At 69.5% G+C, this 3,667-nt stretch carries 3 protein-coding genes; 1 reads left to right on the top strand and 2 read right to left on the bottom strand.

The annotated features are described in order from the left end of the window. Nucleotides 1–182 precede the first annotated feature (182 nt). Together FV230_RS25815 and FV230_RS25810 are read right to left on the bottom strand one after the other, a co-directional pair. A complete protein-coding gene (locus FV230_RS25815; protein WP_147729092.1) occupies nt 183–377 on the bottom strand; it encodes a hypothetical protein in 195 nt (64 codons plus the stop codon). Nucleotides 378–478: 101 nt separating this feature from the next. Then, nucleotides 479–913 carry a MucR family transcriptional regulator gene (locus FV230_RS25810; protein WP_147844417.1) on the bottom strand — a complete coding sequence of 145 codons (435 nt, stop codon included), beginning with the start codon at nt 911–913 and terminating at the stop codon, nt 479–481. Nucleotides 914–1,536: 623 nt separating this feature from the next. On the opposite strand from FV230_RS25810, the gene FV230_RS25805 reads away from it, so the two are divergent. Next, nucleotides 1,537–3,654, top strand: a complete 2,118-nt coding sequence (locus tag FV230_RS25805; RefSeq protein WP_147844416.1) for a S9 family peptidase — start codon at nt 1,537–1,539, stop codon at nt 3,652–3,654. Nucleotides 3,655–3,667 lie beyond the last annotated feature (13 nt).

Here is a 3,667-nt window from a genome sequence, read left to right as displayed (position 1 = left end):
CGCCCGAGCGCGGCCTCCGCGCGCGGCACGGCCACGGGGCGGGCGGTCCGGGCTTGAGGAGTTTTGTTCATGTTTTGTTCCCAACGCGAACGATCTTCGTCACGGCGAAGGAAACAGGAGAGTCTTGAAAATCGTCCTAGATCAAGACTTGACGGCCCGCGCGCTGTGGAGCGTCACGCAGCTCACGCCGTGGGTTGGGTCGGCGGATGCTTCAGCACCTCGGCGATCTCGTCCTCGGACTTGCCGCGAACGTCGTAGCCCATCGCGGCGAGCCGCTCGACCAGTCCGTCGCTGTCGGCCGCGGACCGGGCGGCCCACTCCGCCAGGACGTCGTTCGCCTTGTCGAGGTCGTCGGTGGGGATCTTGGGATCGCTCATCGGAACAGACCGCTCACGGGACAGGACTGAGGCAGTGCAAGGTTCGTTCCTCTGGCAGCGCGAGCGAAGCCGGGTGCGCCCCGGCTTCGCCTCCGGCCGCCTCAGGCGGCTTCGTGGTAGTTGCCGTTGCGGGTCTGGCCGAGGCCGATCGCCTTGGCGAGGTCTGAGCGGGCCTTGGCGTAGTTCGGTGCGACCATCGGGTAATCCGGCGGCAGGCCCCACTTGGCGCGGTACTGCTCGGGGCTCATGTCGTACTTGGCGCGCAGGTGGCGCTTGAGCGACTTGAAGGTCCGGCCGTCCTCCAGGCAGATGATGTGGTCCGCGGTGACGGACTTCTTCACCGGCACGGCCGGCGTCAGCGGACCGGCGGGGGCGGCCGCCTCGACCTGCCCGCCCGCGACCTGCACCAGCGAAGCGTGGACGCGGCCGATCAGCTGCGCCAGCTCGCCCGGGGGGACCGGATTGTTGCTGACGTAAGCCGACACGATGTCGGCGGCGAGTTCCACGTAATCGACCGTGGTGTCTGTGTCGTTCATGTTCGGCGATGTCCCCTGGACGCTGAGGCAGTCGACGCGTCCCGAGCGGCGCGGACCATCGGCCCCGACGTCTCGTGGTGCGATGCGGGCATTCCCGCAACAATGGTCGTCCTGCCCGCAAGTGCTGAGTGAAATGCGGCGACCCCTTTCGCCACGACATCTCAATAGGATATTTGCAGATCGGCCGCAAGTTGCTCGACGGCAGCTTGGATACGCAACGTCAACTATCCGGAAGAATATTTCAGCTTGCCGACATCGCTGAAACAGATGCCTACTCAAGGGCGAAGTGCTGGCGGCGAGTTTCGCTACCTCTGATTGCGCCTCCCTCGGCGGACGCCACGCCGCCGCCCGCCACCGAGAGCCTCGCGGCGAAAGCTGTCAAGCCAAGTCCTCGCCAAGTCCTCGTCCGCATCAAGCCCTCGTCCGCACCAAGCCCTCGTCCTCGCCAAGCCCTCGTCCTGGTCAAACCCTGGCGCGGCCGCGCTCGGCCCGGGCACCCCGTCCGCGCGATGCCCCGCCCGGCCAACACCATCCGATCGCGAGCGTTTGGACGCCGGGTCTTGTCCGGGAACGGGCCGCACGGCACATGCGCAGGCTCGAAGATTCTCCACGGGAAATTTCAGATGGCGTTCGAAACGGCTCACGTCCCGCCCGCATCCGACGCACCGAAGGCGCCGCGCCGGCCGCACAGCTACGTCGTCCATGGCCGCACCATCACCGATGACTACGCCTGGTTGAAGGCCGAGAACTGGCAGGATGTCCTCAAGGACCCGGCAGCCCTGCCCGCGGACATCGCGGACTACTTGAAGTCCGAGAACGACTACGCGCAGGTTGCGCTCGCCGACGCGGCGCCGCTGCGCAGGACCCTGGTCGCCGAGATGCGCGGCCGCATCCGCGAGGACGACAGCGGCGTGCCGACCCCGGATGGGCCGTTCGCCTATTACAACCGCCACCGCGACGGCGGCCAGCACCCGCTGATCTGTCGCCGGCCGACCGGTTCCGTCGACGACGCGGGGGCTGAAGAGATTCTGATCGACGGCGACGAGGAGGGCGCGGGCCAGGCGTTCTTCGAGATCGCCGGGGCCGCCCATTCCGACGACCACGCCCGCCTGGCCTGGGGCGCAGACACCAAGGGCTCGGAGCTCCACACCATCCGCGTACGCGACCTCGCCACCGGGACCGACGCGCCGGACCGGGTCGAGGCGACCTCCGGCGAGGCGGTGTGGTCGGCCGACGGCATGGGCTTCTGGTACGTGGCGGTCGACGCCAACCACCGGCCGGCACGGGTGATGTACCACCGCCTCGGCGCGGACCAGGCCGACGACCTCCCGGTCTACACCGAGCGCGATTCCGGGTTCTTCGTCCATATCGGGGCGACGCAGTCGGGCGGCTACCTCACCATCACCGCGAGCGACCACGAGACCTCGGAGGTCCACCTCCTGGACCGCGCCGCGCCGGACGGGCGCCTGCGCGTGGTGCAGCCGCGCGAGCCGCTGCTGATCTACTCGGTCGAGCATCGCGGGACGGATCTCTACATCCTCACCAACGCCGACGGCGCCGAGGACTTCAAGATCGTCACCGCCCCGGTGGCCGACCCGGGCCGGGCGCACTGGACCGACCTCGTGCCGCACCGCGCCGGCACCATGATCCGCCACCTGCACGTGCTCGCGGCGCATCTGGTCCGCCTCGAGGTGGAGAACGCCCGCCCGCGGATCATCGTGCGCGACCTCGCGACCCGCGAGGAGCATGCGGTGGCGTTCGCCGAGGAGGCCTACTCGCTCGGCCTCCAGCCCGGCTACGCGTTCGAGACGGCGACGATCCGGTTCGCCTACTCGTCCATGACGACGCCGACGGAGACCTGGGACTACGATTGCGCCACCCGCGCCCGGCTCCTGCGCAAGCGCCAGACCATCCCGAGCGGGCACGCGCCGGAGGATTACGTCACCCGGCGCCTGTTCGCGACCGCCGCCGACGGCGAGCAGGTCCCGATCTCGCTGCTGCACCGGCGCGACCTCGTCCTCGACGGGTCGGCGCCGCTGCTGCTCTACGGCTACGGCGCCTACGGCACGCTGATGCCGGCGGCGTTCCGCACCAACCTGCTGAGCCTGGTCGACCGCGGCTTCGTCTACGCCATCGCCCACATCCGCGGCGGCACCGAGAAGGGCTGGCGCTGGTACCTCGACGGCAAGCGCGAGAAGAAGCCCAACACCTTCTCAGACTTCGTCGCCTGCGCCCGGGCGCTGATCGCCGCGAACTACACGTCGGAGAAGCGGATCATCGCGCATGGCGGCAGCGCCGGCGGCATGCTGATGGGGGCGGTGGCCAACCTCGCCCCCGAGCTGTTCGCCGGCATCGTCGCCGACGTGCCCTTCGTCGACGTGCTCAACACCATGCTCGACGCCGAGCTGCCGCTGACCCCGCCGGAATGGCCGGAATGGGGAAACCCCGCCGAGAGCGAGGCGGCGTTCCGGACGATCCTGTCGTACTCGCCCTACGACAACGTCGCGGCCAAGGCCTATCCGGCGATCCTGGCGCTCGGCGGCCTCACCGATCCGCGCGTGACCTACTGGGAGCCGGCGAAATGGGTGGCGCGCTTGCGCGCGACCATGACCGGCGGCGGCCCGGTCCTGCTGCGCACCAACATGGAGGCCGGCCACGGCGGCGCCGCCGGCCGCTTCGACCGGCTCGAAGAGGTGGCGCTGATCTACGGCTTCGCGCTGGCGGCGGTGGGGAAGGCTTGAGGGGGCGCGGGTT

The organism is Methylobacterium sp. WL6, assembly GCF_008040095.1.
Classification (GTDB): domain Bacteria; phylum Pseudomonadota; class Alphaproteobacteria; order Rhizobiales; family Beijerinckiaceae; genus Methylobacterium.
Note: the sequence above shows the minus strand (reverse complement) of the source record. Positions and strands in the feature narration are given on the sequence as shown.